Raw genomic sequence first — 17836 nt, forward strand, 5'->3', positions numbered from 1 at the left:
GCGACCGCACAGGCTCGGGCCGGATTGGGCGCACGCCTTACCGATAGAGCATCAACAGCGGGATACTAAGGTAAGCCTTACCTATCTTCAATCCCTCCGGAGTGCTTGCATATGGGAGATAGGTGAGGTATGCCTTGCCTAACCGTAAGATCGGATCCCTGTGGCATCTCACAAGGCGACGGCGTCACGGCGGGCCGCTCCGGCGGTGACCCCCCGGCCACGCAGGCGCTTCCCGCTCGTCGGCGTCGCGGCCTGCGCGCTCGCCGTCCTGTGCCTGCTCTCCCTGATGCTGGGCAGCCGGGCCATCCCCGTCGACCAGGTGGTGCGGGCCCTCCTCGACCCGGACCACCCCGGGCTCGACGCCCAGGTGGAGGCGATCGTCCGGGGCACCCGGTTCACCCGCACCCTCGTCGCGGTCCTCGCCGGAGCGGCCCTGGGCCTCGCCGGAGCCGTCATGCAGAGCCTGACCCGCAACCCGCTCGCCGACCCCGGCCTGCTCGGCGTCAGCGCCGGCGCCGCCTTCGGCACCGTGGTGGCCGTCGGCGCGCTCGGCGTCGCCACCCTGCGGATCTCCCTCTGGTTCGCCTTCGCCGGGGCGGCCCTGGCCGGAGTCACCGTCTACCTGCTCGGCAGCCGGGGACGCGCCGGCGCCACCCCGGTCAAGCTCGCCCTCGCCGGAGTGGCGACCACCGCCCTGCTCGACTCCCTCACCAGCGGCTTCGCGCTCACCGACCCCGAGGCGCTGGACCGCTACCGCTACTGGTCGTCGGGATCGGTCACCGGGCACGAGACGGGGACGCTCCTGGAGATCCTGCCGTTCCTGGCCGCCGGGACGATCCTCGCGCTCAGCACCGCGGGCGCGCTCAACGGCATGGCCCTCGGCGACGACGCGGCGATCGCCCTCGGACACCGGCTCGCGTGGGTCCGGATCCGGGTCGCCCTCGCGGTGACCCTGCTGACCGGCGCCGCCGTCGCGGTCACCGGCCCCATCGTCTTCGTCGGGCTCGTCGTCCCGCACCTGGTGCGGATGGCCGTCGGCCCCGACCACCGCAGGCTGCTCACCGGCTCGCTGCTGGTCGCGCCGTGCCTGCTGCTCGCCGCCGACATCCTCGGACGGATCGTGGCCCGCCCCGCCGAGATCGACGTCAGCCTGGTCTGCGCGCTCCTCGGCGCGCCCTTCTTCATCGCCCTCGTCCGCCGACGCCGCCTCGCGGAGCTCTGACCGATGCCCGTCCTCGAACTCACCCGGTCCCCCGGGCGCCTGACGTTCCGGTTCTCCCGGCTCGCCGTCTCCGGTGTCCTCCACCCCCGGCTCATCTTGGTCTGGCTCGGGCTCGCCGCCGTCACCTTCCTCGTCTTCTGCCTCGCCGTCGGCTTCGGCAGCGGCGACCACACCATCGCGCCACCCGGGGTGGTGGCCGCCCTGTGGGGTACGGGCGACACCGCCGACCTCTTCGTCGTCCGGGAGCTGCGGCTGCCGCGCGCCGTCACCGCCCTGCTCGCCGGAGCCGCCTTCGGCCTGGCCGGGGCGATCTTCCAGGCGGTCGCCCGCAACCCGCTCGCCAGCCCCGACATGCTCGGCATCACCCAAGGGGCCGGGGTCGCCGTGGCCGCCGGCGTGGTGCTCGGCCTCGGCTCCGGCCTCGGCACCCAGGTGCTCGGGCTCGGGGGAGCCGTCACGGCCGGGCTGCTCATCTACCTGCTCGCCTGGAACCGGGGTACCACCGGATACCGCATCGTCCTGGTCGGCGTCGGCATCGGCTGGATGTGCTCCAGCCTCACCTTCTACCTGGTCAGCCGGGCCGAGCTGTATCAAGCCCACCAGGTGGTGGGCTGGCTCGTGGGCTCCCTCAACGACCGCGGCTGGGCGCACGCGCACCCGCTCGCGCTCGCCCTGGCGGTGCTGCTGCCCGCGGCGCTGCTGCTCGGCCGTCCCCAGCGCGCGCTGCAGCTGGGGGACGAGACGGCCGGGGCGCTCGGGGTCCGGGTGCACCGCGCGCGGGTGGCCCAGCTGCTCTGCGGGGCCGCCCTCGCCGCGTTCGCCACCGCCGCCACCGGCCCCATCCTGTTCGTCGCGCTCGCCGCCCCGCAGATCGCCCGGCGGCTCGCCCGTACCGGCGCGCCCCCGGTCACCGCCGCCGCCCTCACCGGGGCGGCGATCGTGCTCGCCGCCGACCTGATCGGCCAGCGGCTCCTGGCCGATCTGATTGTGCCGGTCGGAGTGGTGACCGGGGTGCTCGGCGCCCCGTTCCTGCTGTGGCAGCTCGCCCGTACCCAGGGCTCGGTCGCACGGGAGTGAACCCGGCAGGGCGGTCGGGTACGGCCGTCCGGCCGTGAACTCCCGGACCCGGAACGCCGGCCCGCTCACCGGCATCGGCCTTCGGCGGCGGCTCCTCGCGATCCGGTGGCTTCGCCCGTACGGATCGCGAGGGCTTGAGGCGAACGAAACGCCGCCGAGGTCAGCGGGTGAGCACGTACGGCCGCCGGTCGGCGCGGAGCCGCCCGGCGAGGGAACGGGTGATCTCGCCGACCCGGACCGCGGTGGCCGACAGCAGCGTCGAGGTGAGGCCGTGGGTGTGCTCGGTGGCGCCCTGCACGTAGAGGCCGCAGCCCATCGAGTCCGCGACGGCGATCCGGTAGTCCCGCTCGATCCGCAGCCCGCCGCCCGGGAGCCGCCGGCAGTGCTCCCCGGCCGCGCCGAGCAGGGTCAGCGGGTCACCCGGCCGGTAGCCGGTGGCGTACACGACGACGTCGGCGTCCAGCGCCGTCCGCTCCCCGGTGGGCAGGAACTCCACCACGGCCCGCAGCCCTCCCGCACCCGCGACGACCTCGGTGAGCCGGGAGGCCGACATGATCCGCAGCCGCTCGACGCCCCGGACCTTCTCCTGGTAGTGGCGCCGGTAGAGCTCGTCGATGAGATCGAGGTCGACCACCGAGTAGTTGGTGGAGGCGTGGTAGCCCATCAGCATCTCCTTCACCCGCGGCGGCGCGGTGAAGAAGTGGTCGACCGCCTGGGGGTCGAAGACCCGGTTGGCGAAGGAGCTGTCGTCCGCGGGGACGTACCCGTACTTGCCGAAGACGGCGCACACCTCGGCGCCGGGGAAGGCGCCGTGCAGGTGCTCGGTCACCTCCGCGGCGCTCTGGCCCGCGCCGACCACGACCAGCCGCCGGGGGTCGCGCAGCCCGGGGAGCCGGAAGAGCAGCTCCGAGCTGTGCCAGACCCGCTCGTCGTCGACCGTACCCTCCGGCAGGAACGGCTCCAGCCCGGTGGCGATCACCAGGTTGCGGGTCCGCCGGGTGGTCAGCTCGCCGGAGGCCGCGTCCCGCCGGGCCACGACGTCCAGGTACTCGACCCGCCCGTCCACCTGGACGGGGGTGACCGCCACCACCTCGGAGCCGTATTCCACCTGGCCGGCGAAGGGGGCCGCCGCCCACTCCAGGTAGTCGTGGAACTCCTCCCGGGAGGGGAACATCGTCTTGTGGTTGATGAAGTCGGCCAGGCGCCCGCGGTCCCGCAGGTAGCTCAGGAAGCTGAACTCGCTCGTCGGGTTGCGCATCGTGACCAGGTCTTTCAGGAACGACACCTGCATGGTGGTGCCTTCCAGGAGCATGCCGCGATGCCAGCCGAAGGCGGGCTGCCGCTCCAGGAACACCGTGTCGATCGATTCGCCGGTCTGGGTGTGGTGCTCGCGTAACGCGATCGCCAGGGCGAGATTGGACGGTCCGAAGCCGATGCCGACCAGATCGTGGACGTGCTTCTCCGCAGCAGACATGGGGGCCTTTCAACAGAGGGCGCCAGGGGGGAGGGGGCCGCGCGGTACGCCCGGAGGTGGAGGCGTTCGCCCGGCGGCTTCCAATGATCCAACAGTTCGGTTAGGTTAGGCTCACCTAAATCTTGAGCCTAGCCCGTCCTGATCCCCCTCACAAGGAGACCCCATGCGGATCGTGATGTTCGGCTACCAGACCTGGGGGCACCGCACCCTGCGCGCGCTCCTGGACACCCCGCACGAAGTCGTCCTCGTCGTCACCCACCCCCGGAGCGACCACGCCTACGAGAAGATCTGGGACGACTCGGTGGCCGACCTCGCCGCCGAACACGGCATCCCCGTGCTCCTGCGCGACCGGCCCGAGGACGAGGAGCTGACGCTCAGGCTCAAGGAGGCCGCCCCCGACCTCATCGTCGCCAACAACTGGCGGACCTGGATCCCGCCGGAGATCTTCAACCTGCCGCGGCACGGCACCCTCAACGTGCACGACTCGCTGCTCCCCGCCTACGCCGGGTTCTCCCCGCTCATCTGGGCGCTCATCAACGGGGAGCCGGAGGTCGGGGTGACCGCGCACATGATGGACGAGGAGCTCGACGCCGGGGACGTCGTGGTTCAGCGCGCCGTCCCCGTCGGCCCCGAGGACACCGCGACCGACCTGTTCCACCGTACGGTCGACCTCATCGGCCCCGTCGTCGAGGAGGCGCTCGCCCTCATCGCCTCCGGCCGTACCGACTGGACACCGCAGGACCGGTCGAAGGCGAGCTTCTTCCACAAGCGGTCGATCGACGACGGCAACATCGACTGGACCTGGCCGGCCGAGGACATCGCCCGGCTGGTCCGGGCCCAGTCCGACCCGTACCCGAACGCCTTCACCCACCACCGGGGCGAACGCGTCCGCGTCCTGAAGGCCTCGGTCTCCCGGGGGATCTACGGCGGCACGCCCGGCCGGATCTTCATCCGGGAGGGCGACGGCGTGGTCGTCGTGGCCGGAGCCGAGGCCAGACGGGGGCGCAGCCACGGCCTGGTCGTCGAACGCGTCCGCACCGAGGACGACCGTGAGCTTCCCGCCGTGGAGTACTTCCGCACCATGGGCGGCTATCTCAGGTCGAGCCCTTGAAGACCGTAGGCCCGGCCCCGGGCCGCGATCCGGCCGCTCCGGGATACGGTTCCGTCATGGGTGGCTGTCGCACGCCGGATCCCCGGCCATGAAGATCGCGGAACTGGCGGCGGTGGTCGAGGACGAGACGGCCGCCATGACCGAGCTGCTGGCCGAGCTGGTGCGCGTCCCCAGCGTCGGCGGTACGGCGGCGGAGTCCGCGATCCAGGAACGGCTCGCGGAGTGGCTGCGCGCCGAAGGGCTGGAGGTGGACCACTGGCCCATCCCGATCGAGGCCCTCGGCGCCGAGCCGGACTTCCCCGGGATGGAGGTGCCCCGCACCCAGGCGTCCGGGCTGGTCGCACGGCTTCCCGGCACCGGCGGCGGGCGCTCCCTGATGCTGGTCGGCCACGTCGACGTGGTGCCGCCCGGGGACCTCGCCGCCTGGACGACGGACCCCTACGGGGGTGTCGTCCGGGACGGCCGCCTGTACGGGCGGGGCGCCTGCGACATGAAGGGCGGCCTGGTCGCCGCGCTTTTCGCGGTACGGGCGCTGCGCCGGCTCGGGCCGCGGCTCCGCGGGGACCTGCTGCTCGCGTGTGTGGCGGGTGAGGAGGACGGCGGACTCGGCGCCTACGCCCTGCTGCGGCGGGGATGGCGGGCCGACGCCTGCGTGATCCCCGAGCCCACCGGCCTCGGCGTGGTCCCCGCCAACGCCGGTGCGCTGACCTTCCGGCTGACCGTGACCGGCCGGGCCGCGCACGCCGCCCGGCGGGACGCCGGGGTGAGCGCGGTGGAGCGGTTCTGGCCGGTCTTCCAGGCGCTGCGCGAGCTGGAGTCCGCGCGCAACGCCGCGCCGGACCCGCTGATGCGGCGCTGGACCCTGCCGTACGCGATCGAGATCGGGATGGTCCGGGCCGGTGACTGGTCGTCCACCGTCCCCGGCGAACTGGTCGCCGAAGGGCGTCTCGGGGTGATGCTCGGCGAGTCCGTCCCGGCCGCGCGGGCGGCGCTGGAGCGGGCCGTCGCCCGGGTCTGCGCCGCCGACGACTGGCTTCGCGAGCACCCGGTCCGGGTGGAGTGGTGGGGCGGCCAGTACGCCGCGGGCCGCCTGCCCGCAGAGGACGGCGGCCTGCTGGCCGCCCTCACCCGGGCGCACACCGCGACCGCCGGCGGACCGCCCGAGGTCTGGGGCGCCCCGTACGGCAGCGACCTGCGCCTGCTCACCGGGCTCGGCGGCATCCCCGCCGTCCAGTACGGCCCCGGGGACGTCGACCTGGCCCACGCCCCCGACGAGTGGGTCGCCGTGGCCGACGTCGCCGCCGCGGCCCGTACCCTCGCGGCGCTGGCGGCCGCCCACTGCGGCTAGGCGGGGGCCAACGGCTTCGGCTCGGCGGTGAACACCCGTTCCCCGGCGAGCCAGGTGCCGAGCACCGCCGTACGGCTCGCGATGTCGTGCGGGTCCAGCCGGCGGAGGTCGCGATCCAGCCAGGCCAGATCCGCCGTCATCCCGGGGACGAGCAGTCCCCGCTCCCGCTCGGCGAACGCCTGGTAGGCGACCCCCGCGGTGTAGGCGGTGAGCGCCTCCTCCAGGGTCACGCGCTCGCCGGGCAGCCAGCCGCCGGCCGGTTGCCGCTCCGCGTTCTCGCGGGTCACGGCCACCGGGAGACCGGACAGCGGCCGGTGGTCGGTCACCGGCCAGTCGCTGCCGAAGGACACCCGCGCCCCGGACCGGAGCAGTGAGCCGATGGGGTACTGCCGCCGGGCCCGTTCGGGACCGAGCCGCGGGATGGTGAGCTCGACCATCGCCGGGTCGGTCCGTGCCCACAGCGGCTGGAGGTTGGCGATCACCCCGAGCTCGGCGAAACGCGGCAGATCCGCCTCGTCGAGCACTCCCACATGGGCGATGACCGGGCGCCGGTCCCGCGGCCCGTTGACCCTGATCACGTGCTCGATCGCGTCCAGCGCGGTGCGCACGCCCGCGTCGCCGATCGCGTGCAGGTGCGCCTGGAACCCGAGCGCGTCGACGGCGGCCAGCGTCCGGAGCAGCTCTTCGTACGGCCAGATCGGCATGCCGCGCGTGCAGGGGTCGTCGCCGTACGGCGCGAGCAGCGACGCCGTCCGGTTCTCCACGATGCCGTCGACGAAGAACTTCACCGTGTTCGCGGTGAGCAGGTCACCCGCTGCGCGGACCCGCTCCCGGATATCGGCGAACTCCTCGGGCTGATCGCGCCACCGCTCCGGGTCGGCGCGCAACCCCAGGTTGACCCGGGTGGCGAGGAGCCCGCGCCCGGCCGCCGTCAGATACGCCTCGACCGTTTCGGGCTCCACCCAGGCGTCCTGCACCCAGGCGACCCCGGCGGCGGCGAAGATCTCGGTCGCCCGGCGGAGCGCCGCCACGGTGTCCTCGGCGGTGCGTGGCGGGGCGACGCGGAGCACCGCGTCCACCGCGTCCCATTCGAGCATCGTGCCGAGGAGTTCGCCGTCGGGGCGGCGCGCGAAGACCCCGCGGGCGGTGTCGGGCGTCGCGGCGGACAGGCCGGCCCGCCGCATGGCCTCGGTGTTGCACCACAGCGTGTGGTAGTCCCAGGCGCGGAGCGCGACGGGGCGGCCGGGCACCGCGGCGTCCAGCCACCTGGCGTCGAACAGGCCGTCCGGCGCCAGGGTCGAGTCGTAGCCGGCACCGGTGATCCACTCGTCCTCGGGGTGCGCCTCGGCGTGGCGGCGTACCTCCTCGACGATTTCCGCGACGCCGCCGTGGCCCTTGAGCCGAGGACCCGACGCCTCGAAGCCGCCGTGGTCGGGATGGCAGTGCCCGTCGCCGAACGCGGGGAGGAGCAGGCCGCCGTCGAGGTCGACGGTCTCGTCGGCGTCCCCGGCCAGGGCGGCGGCGCCGAGGGCCTCGATCCGGCCGTACCGGACGGAAAGGGCGTGGGTGACGGCTCCGGTCCCGGTCCAGACGACGCCGTTGCGGAAGAGGGTTCGAGTCATCGGCAACCTAAAATGAATCGCGTTAGTTTTGCGTGGAAAGGATAGATTGTCCGAAGCCTGGGCAACAGGGGGTGGGACGACAATGCCGCGGCGTGCGGGCAGGCCCAGCAAACCCGTGCTGAGCAGGGACGTCATCGCCCGTGCCGCCCTCGGGCTCATTGACGAGGTCGGCGCGCAGGGGTTCTCCCTCGCCCTGCTCGCCCGGCGGCTCGGCGTCCGGCCCTCCTCGTTCTACAACCACGTCGCCGGCAGGGACGACATCCTGGCCGCGGTCCGCGAACTGGTCTCCGACTCGATCGACGCCACGATGTTCGCGGAGCTCCCCTGGGACGAGGCGGTCGTCCGATGGGCGTACGGCTATCGCGCCGCCTTCGCCCCCCACCCCCCGCTCATCCCGCTCCTGGCCACGACCCCCGTCACCGGGGCCGTGCGCACCCTGCGCATGTACGACCAGGTGGCCGCGGGCCTGGAACGCGGCGGCTGGCCCGCCGGGACGGTCATCCCCGTCCTGGTCGCCCTGGAGTCCTTCATCCTCGGCTCCGCCCTCGACGTCGTCGCTCCCCCCGACATGTTCGACAGCGGGCCCCTCGACGCCGAGGCGCCCACCTTCGCGGCGAGCGTCCGGGCCCGCGACGCGGCCGCCGCCGCCCGGGGGTGCTCGCCCGCCGACCTGGCGTTCGAGGTCGGCCTGCGGGCGATGACGGCGGGACTGCGCCGGACGCTCGGCGAGCTCCGCGCCTGAGGTACGCCCGGATCCCCGAGCGCCTGAACCCGGCCGTTCCCGCCGGTTCGGCCGTGCTCCGACCGCAGTCCGTGTCTTTGTGGCTTGAGCGAATATGAAGACTTTTTCTAACTCTGATTTGGATTCTGAGGTATAAAGATCTCACCACAATCGTTTCAAAGGTGTTGGCACATGATCGACCGCACTCGTCTCTCCACCCTCCTCGACCGTGAACGCGACGCGTTCCGCGCCCGCAACCCGCGCTCGGCGGCGGCCTTCCAGGCGGCGCGCGCCCACCTGTTCGGCGGCGTGCCGATGACCTGGATGAACAAGACGGCCGCCGGTTTCCCGCTCTACCTGGCGCGGGCCGGGGGAGCCAAGGTCGTCGACGTGGACGGGCACGAGTACGTGGATCTGTGCCTCGGCGACACCGGGGCCATGGCGGGCCACTCCCCGGAACCCGTCGTGGCCGCGGTCGCCGAACGCTACGGCCGCCTCGGCGGGGCGACGGTGATGATGCCCACCGAGGACGCGGCCTGGGTCGGCGCCGAACTCGCCCGGCGGTTCGGCCTGCCGTACTGGAGCTTCTCGCTCACCGCCACCGACGCCAACCGGTGGGCGATCCGGCTGGCCCGCGCCGTCACCGGGCGGCCGAAGATCCTGGTCAACAGCTACTGCTACCACGGCAGCGTGGACGAGGTGCTGATCGTGGTGGACGGCGAGGGGCGGCAGGTCTCCCGCGAGGGAAACGTCGGCGCGCCGGTCGACCCGGCCGTGACCTCCCGGGTCGTCGAGTTCAACGACCTGGCGGGACTCGAACGCGAGCTGGCCTACGGCGACGTCGCGGCGGTCCTCATGGAACCCGCGCTCACCAACATCGGCATCGTGCTGCCCGAGCCCGGCTACCTCGACGGGGTGCGCGAGCTCACCCGGAAACACGGCACACTGCTGATCAACGACGAGACCCATACGTTCTCCGCCGGGCCGGGCGGCTGCACGGGGGCGTGGAATCTCACGCCCGACATCGTGACGATCGGCAAGGCGATCGGTGGTGGCATACCCAGTGGGGGCTACGGACTGTCGGCCGAGACGGCAGCGCGTATCGAGGCGATGAGCGGGCTCGACCTGGTCGACATGGGCGGAGTGGGCGGCACCCTGGCGGGCAACGCGCTCTCCGTCGCGGCGATGCGGGCCACTCTCGAACACGTCCTCACCGACGAGGCCTTCGCCGGGATGACCGAGCTCGCGACCCACTTCGCCAAAGGGGTCCAGCAGGTCGTCGACGCCTACGCGCTGCCGTGGTCGGTGGTGCGGCTCGGGGCCCGCGCCGAGTACCGGTTCGCCAGCCCGGCCCCGCGCAACGGCGGGGAGTCCAACGCGGCGGGCGACCCCGATCTCGACGACTACCTCCACGTCTACCTGGCCAACCGGGGTGTCCTGCTCACCCCCTTCCACAACATGGCGCTGATGTGCCCGGCCACCACGCCCGCCGACGTGGACCGCCACCACGAGATGTTCGAGGCGGCGGTGGCGGAGCTCGTCGCGTGAGCGCCGCGGCACACCTCGACGAGATCGACCGGATCCTCCTGCGCGAACTCCAGCGGGACGGCCGTGCCTCCTACACCGCGCTGGCCGAGGCCACCGGCCTGTCGGCGCCCGCCGTACGGCAGCGTGTGCAGCGGCTCAGGGACGAGGGGGTCGTGCAGATCGTCGGGGTCACCGACCCCATGGCGCTGGGGCTGCCCGTGATGGCGTTGATCGGGGTGCGGACCGACGCCGACGTGCACGCCGTGGCGGACCGGATCGGCGAGCTGTCCGGCGTGATCTACGTGGTGCTCACCTCCGGCTCCTTCGACCTCTTCGTGGAGGTCGTGTGCGAGAAGCCGGCCGAGCTGCTCAAGATCCTGAACGACCACGTCAAGCGGGTCCCCGGGGTGACCCGCGCCGAGGCGTTCACCTACTTCGGCATCCACACCCACCGCTTCGCCTGGCCCGGCACCTGACCACCCCGCCCACACCCTGGAGGTACCGGAGGTCACCCACGGTGATGGGATCGCTTGACGTGCGCGCCGTTCAAACTCCATGGTTCATGTACGTGTCAGGCCCATTGCGGTGAGGTCTGAAAGTGAGCCTCGGGAGATCCTGCCGGACGACAGGGCCCGGGGCTTGCGGCATTTCCGGCCCAGGTTCGTACGTCGATCGCTTGCATCCGTGAGGCTGAGGTTCGATCCGGAGAGTCTGTTTCCTTGATCTCTGTTCGGCTAAGCCGCCTCGGTACCTATCCCGGGGGCGCCTTGAGTTTCCTGGTCCTGCCACAACAATTCATGAGCTTCCGACGACGGTAACCCGGGTGAGCCTTGGTTGGAGCTCCAGATTTATCGCATTTGCTCAGGTTGAGGGTGGCTGGCTTTGGTGGATCGAGTCGCGATTCAAGAGCGAGGGCGAACGATCGCACGAGCTTAGAAGTTATGCAAGGATTTTCCTACGGTAATACGGAAGTCAGATTGGGTAGCGGCTTCAACCACGGATGTTCAGGCTTTTGAGAGAGGCTGGAGCTACAACATGCTTCGGAAAAAAGTTGTAACTCCAGCTAGAGGCATCCGCAACCTGGAGTACCAGGACGATGGCCTGCATGCAGGGCATATCTAGGGATATTGGGTTCCAGGCGGACCTGAAAGGGGGCGCTGAGTCGGCTTGGTGGTGGTTCGGCTTGATTTTTGTGTCACTTTGGACCGCATACGGTGGCAGACTCAGTGCATAGGACGGGCCTCCTACCCGCTGAGTTCACGGTTCGGCGCTGGTAGGAGGCCCGGCCGGACTTAGCTTTGTCCGGCGATGAACACGATCCACACGATGGTTCTCAACAAGGCCAGTGCGGTTCGTGCCCACTCATGCAACCGCGGAGAGCGGCTGCCATTGTGACGGTTCTCCTCCACCGGATTCCTTTCTACGCAAGGTCTCCCTGACCCGGCGACATCCGCTCAGGGCACGAGTGTGGAGGATCACTGTCAATCAGCAATCTTGCCACTATTGGTGCGGACGCCTCCCGAAAAATCCACATTATTTCTCCATATCGTGGGCGTCAGTCGGCCGGTTTCTCCTGCTGTACGGCTTCTACCTGCGGAGAAGGGTGCACAAGAAAGCGCCGTCCCGTATGTGGGTTTTGATCTTGTGGGTATGCCTTACTCGTATAAATGCTGACATTTCGCCTTAAGCGTGAGGTTCCCCGGTCAGTTGGGACGGGCTTCGCCCGGGGTCGGCCCGCCCAGCACCTGGGAAGGAAGGGTTCAGCACATGAACCGGCAGGTCAGGGCGGGCGTCGCCACTCCGCTCGATCCCGGCCGGTTCGACGGACCCGTCGACAAGGACCGACGTCGACGACGATGAAAGGGGCATCGAGGTGCTGGAGAAGAAGCTCACCGAGGCGCGCTGGACCCATGTCGCGCTGCCCAGCTGCGATCTCGACAAGGCGATCGAGTTCTACACCGGGATGACCCCGCTCGTCGTGGTGGCCCGGCACGAGGACGAGGACGGGCGCAATGTCTGGCTCTCCAACGACAGGCAGGTGGAGTCACCGTTCGTGCTGGTGCTGGTGGAGTTCGCCAAGGACAAGGGGAAGCCCCAGCCGCAGCTCACCCCGTTCGCGCACCTCGGCATGGAGGTGCCGGACCGCGAGGACGTGGACCGCATCGCGGCGGAGGCGCGCGAGCTGGGCTGCCTGCACTGGGAGCCGACGGAGCTGCCGCCGCCGGTCGGCTACGTCTGCGCGCTGAAGGACCCCGACGGCAACGTCGTGGAGATCTCGCACGACCAGAAGGTCTTCGAAGAGGTCCGCTCCCTATGGGGGAGTTGACCTCGGTCCGCGTGGCGGTGGAACGCTGGTCGATGATTTGGCCGACCGGTGCGCCGAACGGCTCGCCAAGTCCAAGCGGCCGGTCCGGTTTGAGGTCGTGGCGGCGCTGCGCCGTACCTCCGTCGGCAAAATCCGCACGTTCCTGCGGAAGTCGGGATCTGAGTGACCCCGGCCCCGGATCGGCCTGTAGGAGGCGGCATACTACCGACATTCGGGACTTTGGGGACTTCTAGTGAGAGAGGTGACGACATGCTCGCCTCCACCAGTGCCATCGCCGACATTCTGCAGCTCCGCGGGGAGACCGGCTGGCTGAGTCCCCCGCTCGTCCCGATCCACCGGACGGCGGCGGTACGGGGCACCGCCCGCACGGTACGGCTGGCGCCCGGCCCCGGCCCGGAAGGCCTCAATCCGCTCCATCGGTTGCTCGACGGGAGACTGTCCGGCCGGATCGTCGTCGTCGCCGGAGCCGAGGCGGCGGCCGGAGCGGTCTGGGGGAGATCCTCACCCTCGCCGCCCTCGGGGCCGGTGCGGCTGGCGCCCTGGTCGAAGGCGCGGTCCGCGACGTCGCCGCCATCGCCGAGCTCGGCTTCCCGATCTGGGCGCTCCGCGAGGCCACCGTCGGGCCCGGGCCCGACGTCCACGTCGCCGTGATCGGCGATCCTGTCGAGATCGACGCCGTGACGGTCTCCGACGGCGACCTCCTGGTCATGGACCGGAGCGGTGTCGTCATCGCCTCACCCGAGATCCTCGCCGAGGCCGCCGAGTACGAGGTCGCCGAAGCCCGGGTCGTCGCGGCCCTCCGCAGCGGCGCCCCCCTGGCCGACGCCTACCGCCACAAGGCCGAGACGGTCGCCCGGCTTCGCGCGGGTTTCTGACCGGCTCGGCCGTCGAGGTACGGCCGCGGCCGTACCTCGACACGGCTGCCGCAAGCCGTCGGGGCTGCCGCCGGTCTTGGACCGGAGCGGGGTTGTGGCCGCTGACCAGACCCGGTTGCCGGGGTCGTCTGATGGCGCCATCAGCACCTCGGGTACCGGTGGCCTCATAAGCTAAGTACATGACAGCCGAGGAGCTCGCCATGCTGGATATTGCTGAGATCGCCAATTTGCTGGTCGAACGTACTGAGAAGCGTCGGCAGGCTACCTTGGCTGCTCTCGATCCGAAACGGCGCGCTCAATTCGGCCAGTACTTCACTCCTGCGCAAGTTTCGGACTTCATTGCGTCACTCGCCCGATTCCCGGTATCTGGCTCCGTTCGGATCCTTGACCCTGGTGCCGGTGCCGGGTCTCTCTCAGCTGCCCTCGTCGCACGCCTGATCAAAGAGCGGCCGGATCTCTCCGTGACACTCGTGGTCTGTGAGATAGACGAAATCGTCCATCCAGCACTTGATGAGACTCTTCGGGACTGTCGGGAACAGGCAGGTAGCGTTGGTGTGGAGATCGAAACCGTCCTGCAAACAGGTAATTTCATTGACTGGGCAGCTGGTGGCTCGCTCCTGGATACTACTCCAGAACCGTTCGACCTGGTGATTACTAACCCGCCCTACAAGAAGCTCAGTCGCGCTTCTCGCGAGCGGAATATTGTCGAATTCCATGCATGTGGCGTCTCAAATCTCTACGCCGCTTTCCTTGCGATGAGCGTGAATCTGCTCAAGCCCAATGGTCACCTTGTGGCGATCACACCGCGCAGCTTCGCCAACGGCCCCTACTTTCGGCCTTTTCGGCAGTTCTTCCTGGAGAAAATGCACCTTGACCGCCTCCATGTCTTCGAGTCCCGATCGACCGTCTTCGGAGACTCCGACGTCCTCCAGGAGAACATCGTCTTCAGTGCCAGTCGTCAATCCAGACAGGATCGCGCTCCTATCACGATCTCTATCAGCGCCGGGTACCATGACACCCCACGGACGCGCACGGCGCCGCATCGTGAAGTCGTCCAACCGGACGATCCAGAGCAGTTCATTCATATCAGCGGCGCCGACGATGATCGTGAGCTAGCCGAGATCCACTCCCGGCTCCCTGCTCAGTTGCCTGAGCTCGGGCTCAGGGTTGCCACCGGTCGTGTCGTCGACTTCCGGGCCAAGGAACACCTGCGTCAAGACCCTGGGGCCGATACCGTTCCTCTGATCTATCCCCTACACATGCGTGATGGTCGAGTCACCTGGCCTGTCCCGGGAGCTCGTAAACCAAACGCAATCGTCTCAAACGAGACCACCGTGAAGCAGTTCTTTCCTTCAGGAAACTACGTGATCGTTAAGCGTATGTCATCGAAGGAGGAACGACGCCGGATAGTCGCAGCGGTCTTCGAAGTGGAGACGTTTCCCAATGCAAATATTGGCTTCGAAAACCACGTGAACGTCTTCCATACCAACGGACAAGGTCTTTCCATTGAAGTCGCTCGGGGTCTCGGACTATGGCTTAACTCCACCGTTCTGGACAGAATCATCCGAAGGTTCAACGGGCACACGCAGATCAACGCAACTGACCTGCGCAATCTGAGGTACCCGTCCCTTGCTGAGCTGATGGCCATGGGGACGGTCCTGGGCGCAAGCCCCTGGCCGGATCAAGACAAACTCGACGACTTGGTCACGCAGCATGTGGTCGCCTGCCAGACTAAGCGGGGTGATAACGCCACGGCCTAAGAGCACCCCGTCGGCCGAGATGGTTGCGAAGATCATGGAGGCTCAGGGCATCCTTCGCCTCCTCGGCTTCGACGACGAGCGGTGCAACGAGCGATCCGCCCTGGTCCTCCTCGCCCTGCTAAGGTTGCCGCCCAGCGCGTCTTGGCCAAGCGCTGAGCGCCCCATGCTACGGACCGTAGAGATCATGGACTGGCTGCGCACCAATTACGAAAAGGACTACAAACCCAACACCCGTGAGACTATCCGCCGCTTCACCCTCCACCAGTTCGTCGAAGGCGGGCTCGTTGTCGCCAACCCCGACGACCCTGGGCGGCCTACGAACTCGCCAAAGAACTGCTACCAGATAGAATCAGCCGCTTTCGAACTGATCCGGCTCATCGATTGTCATGCATTTGACGATCAGCTTGCTGCCTATCTGGCCATGATGCCCGGCCTGAAGGCGAAGTACGCCATGGAACGTGACCTGTTGCGTATACCGGTAACCCTCCCCGACGGAACCGAGGTAAAGCTCAGCTCTGGCGGTCAGAATAAACTGATCGTTCAGATCATCGAGGAATTCTGTGCACGCTTCACCCCTGGCGGCCAAGTTCTCTACATCGGCGATACCCAGAAGAAGTGGAGCGTCTTTAAAGAAGACGTTCTCGCCAGGTTGGGCATAGCTGTGGACTCACACGGCAAAATGCCAGATGTTGTGGTTTACATTCCTGACCGCAACTGGCTCGTATTGATTGAGGCAGCCTCCACACACGGTCCGGTCGATTCCAAGAGACATGGCGAATTGAAATCTCTATTCCATGGCTCGACTGCTGGCCTCGTCTTTATCTCGTGCTTCCCATCCAAGGTGGTGCTCAGGGAGTACCTGAAGGACATTTCATGGGAAACCGATGTCTGGTGTGCCGACAATCCAACTCACCTTATTCATTTCAACGGCGATCGGTTCCTAGGCCCGTATGAGTAGAATCAGCGGTGCCCAGTACTATGGGCATCTCGGCGGAACGGGGCCGTAGCGCGTACGGTATGGTCGGCGTCAGCTCAGGTCCCGAGGACATCAAGTTGCTGCGCCGCCTGCTCAATAGGAGCATCTGAGGTCACCGGCTCAATCGCGGCGGCCGGGAGGGGCTTCCACCCAGTCGAGGGCGCCTTTCCGGGAGACGGGCCGGAAATCCCCGATGGGGCGGCCGGTTTCCAGGGCGGTCGCGGTCGCCTTCAGGAGCGCCAGGAAGGACGGCCAGTCGGCCTTCTCGGCTGGGCCCACCTCGTGGGAGAACTCCCCTGCTTTGCCGGTGGCCGTGTCCACGACCAGGGTGTCACCGTTGATCGCTATCGCGAACGGGACCAGATGCCCTTTCCACCAGCCGTCCGCAGCGGCGTCGGTGTCGGTGCCGCACGAGTACTCCCAGTCCTCGGAGAGGGATTCGACCGGCATGAGACCGAAGAAGGGCGGGCCGAACCCGTCGTACTTCGCGCCGTCGTGGCGGAGCAGGGAAGCGCGCAGGTCGTCGGGGAGGGCGGCGCCGATCCGGGCCTCGACTTCGGCGATCGCCCGGGGACGCGCCGGTCCCTTCAGCGTCCGGTAGGTGACCGGGTACTTCGCGGCGAGCCGGCGCTCGATTCGGCGCCAGACCGCGTTGACCCGCGCGGCGACCGCCGGGTCCGGGCGGCGGACGACCGGGGGACGCCGATCCGGGCAGTCGGCGGCCCGCGGTTCAGGGGTCGGCGGCGGCGTCGGAGTGGGCTTCGGGGGCGAATCCGGGGTGGGCGACGGGCGGGGGCCGCCCGCACAGCCGGAAGGGTAGCCGGACGGCGGCCGGGTCGCCCAGCGGAGTTCGCAGCCGGCGGTGACGGTGGGATACCGGCCTCGCAGCGCCGTACCCCGCTCCAGCGAGGTGGCCACGTCCTCCAGAAGCGTGAGGTAGGAGGAGCGGCCTTCGTAGCGCACCCGCTCGGCGTGGACTTTGACCCCGACCCTGCCCGTACGAGGGTCGACGAACAGGTCGGACCCGTCGTCCGCCACGGCGAACGCGAGCAGGCTCCCGTGCCACATGCCGCGTTCCGGGTCGGCCTCCCGAAGCGATCCGCCCATCACCAGGGCCCGGCAGTGCTCCGCGCTCGCCTCGGCCATGCTCCACAGGTCCAGGAGGCCGTGGGCGGGCGGGAAGTGGAATCCGGAGGAGGCCGGCGACAGCGGAAAAGTGGGCTGGGAACCGCCGTCGGCCCCGTTGTGGCGGAGCAGTGAGGCGTACAGGTCGTCGGGCAGCCTCGTCCCCCGCCACGCCTCCCACTCCGCGATGTCGGCCGCCGTCATGGGCTTCCTGAGGGTGCGCAGCGTCGCCGAGGCGCGGGCGCCCAGCCAGCGTTCGATGCGGTCCCACGCCCCGTTCACCCGCGCGACGATCGCCGGATCCGGTTCCCGCGGCGGGGGCAGGGGGCTCGGGTCGGCGTCCACCGGCTCGGGCGGTTCGGCCTCGGGTTCCCCGTGCCAGAAGATCGGCGCGCACCCGGCCGCCCGCGCCTGGTCCGCGGTGAGGGCCCGGCCGAGGATCCGTGCCTCCGCCTTCAGGTCCCGGTTTCCCCGGCCGTCGACGCAGCGCAGGGGCGTCCACAGGCTCGACGACGTGATGAGCATGGAGCATTCGGACGACCCGGTCACCTGCGCGGAGCTCACCGCACCGCCTGCGAGCAGACCGATGACGAGCGGAATTCGCATGGCTCGGGCCATACGTGACCTGATCATCCCGGTACCCTAATCACGAGATATCTGCTTCTTATTTAT

General features: G+C 69.3%; 15 protein-coding genes. 12 read left to right on the plus strand and 3 right to left on the minus strand.

The annotated features are described in order from the left end of the window. Positions 1 to 205 precede the first annotated feature (205 nt). Together RUR_RS24905 and RUR_RS24910 are read left to right on the plus strand one after the other, a co-directional pair. Positions 206 to 1222: a FecCD family ABC transporter permease gene (locus RUR_RS24905; protein WP_283137598.1), complete on the plus strand. Its 1017-nt coding sequence runs from the start codon at positions 206 to 208 to the stop codon at positions 1220 to 1222. A 3-nt stretch (positions 1223 to 1225) separates the two neighbouring features. Then, complete coding sequence (locus tag RUR_RS24910; protein ID WP_283137599.1) at positions 1226 to 2299, plus strand: FecCD family ABC transporter permease; 1074 nt, start codon at positions 1226 to 1228, stop codon at positions 2297 to 2299. Positions 2300 to 2459: 160 nt separating this feature from the next. Here RUR_RS24910 and RUR_RS24915 read toward each other — a convergent pair whose 3' ends face one another. Next, positions 2460 to 3773 carry a lysine N(6)-hydroxylase/L-ornithine N(5)-oxygenase family protein gene (locus RUR_RS24915; RefSeq protein WP_283137600.1) on the minus strand — a complete coding sequence of 438 codons (1314 nt, stop codon included), beginning with the start codon at positions 3771 to 3773 and terminating at the stop codon, positions 2460 to 2462. Positions 3774 to 3936: 163 nt separating this feature from the next. Between RUR_RS24915 and RUR_RS24920 the strand changes: the two genes are divergently transcribed. Then, a complete protein-coding gene (locus RUR_RS24920; RefSeq protein WP_283137601.1) occupies positions 3937 to 4884 on the plus strand; it encodes a methionyl-tRNA formyltransferase in 948 nt (315 codons plus the stop codon). 88 nt (positions 4885 to 4972) lie between these two features. After that, a complete protein-coding gene (locus RUR_RS24925; protein ID WP_283137602.1) occupies positions 4973 to 6232 on the plus strand; it encodes an ArgE/DapE family deacylase in 1260 nt (419 codons plus the stop codon). Here the strand turns inward: RUR_RS24925 and RUR_RS24930 are convergent. Continuing rightward, a complete protein-coding gene (locus RUR_RS24930) occupies positions 6229 to 7854 on the minus strand; it encodes an amidohydrolase (RefSeq protein WP_283137603.1) in 1626 nt (541 codons plus the stop codon). The two genes, RUR_RS24925 and RUR_RS24930, sit on opposite strands and share 4 nt — an antisense overlap. Positions 7855 to 7936: 82 nt before the next feature. Here RUR_RS24930 and RUR_RS24935 point away from each other — a divergent pair, with 82 nt between their 5' ends. From RUR_RS24935 to RUR_RS24970, 8 genes are all read left to right on the plus strand, one after another. After that, a complete protein-coding gene (locus RUR_RS24935; protein ID WP_283137604.1) occupies positions 7937 to 8596 on the plus strand; it encodes a TetR/AcrR family transcriptional regulator in 660 nt (219 codons plus the stop codon). 171 nt (positions 8597 to 8767) lie between these two features. Further along, positions 8768 to 10123 (plus strand): transaminase, encoded by a 1356-nt coding sequence (locus RUR_RS24940; RefSeq protein WP_283137605.1) that lies wholly within the window; start codon positions 8768 to 8770, stop codon positions 10121 to 10123. Next, entirely contained in the window at positions 10120 to 10578 is a 459-nt protein-coding gene (locus RUR_RS24945) for an Lrp/AsnC family transcriptional regulator (RefSeq protein ID WP_283137606.1), read from the plus strand. The genes RUR_RS24940 and RUR_RS24945 overlap by 4 nt, the downstream gene beginning before the upstream one ends. A 1397-nt stretch (positions 10579 to 11975) precedes the next feature. Continuing rightward, positions 11976 to 12428, plus strand: a complete 453-nt coding sequence (locus tag RUR_RS24950; RefSeq protein WP_283137607.1) for a VOC family protein — start codon at positions 11976 to 11978, stop codon at positions 12426 to 12428. Between the two features lie 249 nt (positions 12429 to 12677). Continuing rightward, positions 12678 to 13079, plus strand: coding sequence for an RraA family protein (locus tag RUR_RS24955; RefSeq protein WP_283137608.1), 402 nt, complete (start codon positions 12678 to 12680; stop codon positions 13077 to 13079). Beyond that, positions 12968 to 13303 carry an RraA family protein gene (locus RUR_RS24960; RefSeq protein WP_283137913.1) on the plus strand — a complete coding sequence of 112 codons (336 nt, stop codon included), beginning with the start codon at positions 12968 to 12970 and terminating at the stop codon, positions 13301 to 13303. Before RUR_RS24955 ends, RUR_RS24960 begins: the two co-directional genes overlap by 112 nt. Positions 13304 to 13482: 179 nt before the next feature. Next, a complete protein-coding gene (locus RUR_RS24965) occupies positions 13483 to 15063 on the plus strand; it encodes an Eco57I restriction-modification methylase domain-containing protein (RefSeq protein ID WP_283137609.1) in 1581 nt (526 codons plus the stop codon). 19 nt (positions 15064 to 15082) lie between these two features. Next, positions 15083 to 16021, plus strand: a complete 939-nt coding sequence (locus tag RUR_RS24970; protein WP_283137610.1) for a BsuBI/PstI family type II restriction endonuclease — start codon at positions 15083 to 15085, stop codon at positions 16019 to 16021. A gap of 138 nt (positions 16022 to 16159) precedes the next feature. On the opposite strand, the gene RUR_RS24975 is transcribed toward RUR_RS24970, so the two are convergent. Continuing rightward, entirely contained in the window at positions 16160 to 17797 is a 1638-nt protein-coding gene (locus tag RUR_RS24975; RefSeq protein ID WP_283137611.1) for an SMI1/KNR4 family protein, read from the minus strand. Between the last annotated feature and the right edge of the window lie 39 nt (positions 17798 to 17836).

It is taken from the genome of Rhizohabitans arisaemae (genome assembly GCF_025996515.1).
In the GTDB taxonomy this organism is placed as follows: Bacteria; Actinomycetota; Actinomycetes; order Streptosporangiales; family Streptosporangiaceae; genus Rhizohabitans; species Rhizohabitans arisaemae.

Coding starts and splice junctions, on each gene's coding strand:
- RUR_RS24935 (WP_283137604.1), top strand. CDS start 7,937: ATGCCGCGGCGTGCGGGCAGGCCCAGCAAACCCGTGCTGAGCAGGGAC.
- RUR_RS24975 (WP_283137611.1), bottom strand. CDS start 17,797: ATGATCAGGTCACGTATGGCCCGAGCCATGCGAATTCCGCTCGTCATC.
- RUR_RS24910 (WP_283137599.1), top strand. CDS start 1,226: ATGCCCGTCCTCGAACTCACCCGGTCCCCCGGGCGCCTGACGTTCCGG.
- RUR_RS24970 (WP_283137610.1), top strand. CDS start 15,083: ATGGTTGCGAAGATCATGGAGGCTCAGGGCATCCTTCGCCTCCTCGGC.
- RUR_RS24915 (WP_283137600.1), bottom strand. CDS start 3,773: ATGTCTGCTGCGGAGAAGCACGTCCACGATCTGGTCGGCATCGGCTTC.
- RUR_RS24925 (WP_283137602.1), top strand. CDS start 4,973: ATGAAGATCGCGGAACTGGCGGCGGTGGTCGAGGACGAGACGGCCGCC.
- RUR_RS24930 (WP_283137603.1), bottom strand. CDS start 7,854: ATGACTCGAACCCTCTTCCGCAACGGCGTCGTCTGGACCGGGACCGGA.
- RUR_RS24955 (WP_283137608.1), top strand. CDS start 12,678: ATGCTCGCCTCCACCAGTGCCATCGCCGACATTCTGCAGCTCCGCGGG.
- RUR_RS24940 (WP_283137605.1), top strand. CDS start 8,768: ATGATCGACCGCACTCGTCTCTCCACCCTCCTCGACCGTGAACGCGAC.
- RUR_RS24965 (WP_283137609.1), top strand. CDS start 13,483: ATGACAGCCGAGGAGCTCGCCATGCTGGATATTGCTGAGATCGCCAAT.
- RUR_RS24920 (WP_283137601.1), top strand. CDS start 3,937: ATGCGGATCGTGATGTTCGGCTACCAGACCTGGGGGCACCGCACCCTG.